Annotated in this window: 2 protein-coding genes; both read right to left on the bottom strand. The window is 52.6% G+C overall.

The window, feature by feature from the left end:
- Window positions 1–108: hypothetical protein (locus BKN05_RS12770; RefSeq protein ID WP_502686348.1), on the bottom strand; the 108-nt coding region annotated here is incomplete at its 3' end.
- Window positions 109–188: 80 nt separating this feature from the next.
- Window positions 189–1,689 (bottom strand): DNA-binding protein (locus BKN05_RS12375; protein WP_286688770.1); only part of this gene is annotated, 1,501 nt, incomplete at its 5' end.

Here is a 1,689-nt window from a genome sequence, read left to right as displayed (position 1 = left end):
CGACGCATCCATAGAACCGCGAAGCTTATCCGCGGACTTCCACAATGTGTCCTTAATTTCCTTAGAGGTGGAAGGGACCTGCGCCACTTCCTTCTTCTTCCGTACCATTTTCTTTCCTCACTGCTCTTTTCTTTTCGCTATTTTCTAGTTTCGTTGAAGCACTGAGCTTCATACAGTTATCGCGTGAGCTAACCAGGCGCCGCTCTAATAGCGCCGCTGACCAGTGCCTCTCCCAGCTCCGATTGGAAACTGTCGAGCCGATCTAGTTGAGTCTGAAGTTCCTGCCGCTTCGCATTGACCTCCACTAGAGCCGATTCAAAGGCAACCGCGTCCTGCCGATCCACAACCGGCACCAACCACGATTCCTTCTTCTTCGTCTTCACCTTGCGGAGCTGCTGCGCCAACAAATGCGGAGATGTCACCCTCTTCAGCAGTTCTTTCGTCCGTCCCTGAGTCTGCTTGCACCTCAAAACCTGCACTGGCGCCTCAACGAGCGCACCGCCAGAAGACTCCACGAACACATGCGGGCTACCATCAAAGGCAAACAAAACATCGCCCGGCTCGGTCAAATGAGCATTCCGAAGCTTGAATTCCAACTCCAGCAAATCCACTTTTCGCTCACCGACCTGTACAAACCCTAACAATTCACTTCGCCCAATCACCGGCACAGTGCCATCAGGATTGGCTACATTAATATCGGCAAGCTTGAACCCCGACAACAACTTCACCACCGCTTCGGGCCCGTTCGTCGCCTGCGCCCAGTTGACCAGTTGCTTCCGTCGCGGAGCATACGGATTTCCCGCTTGAGCAAAAGACGCGTTATTGAAAGGAGTAATGCCTATCGATGACGCGCTCTCACGCAACTGTGTCATTGACACGGCTTCACTAATCGACACTTGCCGTTCCAATGTCGGCATCAAAGAATCACGCGTCCGCGCGATACGCTGCGGGATGACCTCAGCTTTATGGAAGGTATGCGACCTCGGATTTACCCGGTTATCTACAGCTGCTAATACATCTCGGACTAGATGACGAACTGAATCTGGGGCTAAATCCATCACCGCATAATCCGCAAGAACAACCACGTCATTAGCGGTTTCGGCATTGACACTATTCCGCAGAGCCCACAACGCAAGTTGCTTTTGCCCCAAATGCCGAGTCCATCCTTTAGGTAGCAGCGCGGCAAAACGAAGTAAAGTTTGCAAGCTGGTTCGACTCGGCCACAGGCAGTTCTTTCGCTCGGTGTTTAGGTACTCCGATTGAGAAGAAATGAGCAAATCAGCCGGCCCCACTACCAATACGCATCCACGCTGGTCAATACCGGTCACAGCGAGATCCACTTGATTGAAAAACTCTTCAGAGTTATCGGCCGTAGCGGACAACCATCGCATTAACACTACGGCGGAAGGATCCCATTCGTCAGTGTCCACCTCTACCGGAATGCCCAGCCCAATGCTCAAACACATTTCCGGGCTGAATCGGGAATACTGCAGAGCTAAACGGGAAGGTACAGGCATTGCGCCAGAAACTCGTTGAGCCCACGTATCACCGCCAGCACCTAAGGCCACAATTTCTCGGCTGCCCTCGTCAATGCTTAACATCTGTGCAATTTCTGATCCCACGGCATCGAGGCACAGCTCAGCACCAGTAATCATGCCTTCGGCAGATGCGTTACGACGATGCTCGATT

The sequence above is a fragment of the Corynebacterium sp. S5S1 genome (assembly GCF_001913985.1).
In the GTDB taxonomy this organism is placed as follows: Bacteria; Actinomycetota; Actinomycetes; order Mycobacteriales; family Mycobacteriaceae; genus Corynebacterium; species Corynebacterium marquesiae.
This window is presented reverse-complemented; position numbering and strand designations above follow the sequence as displayed.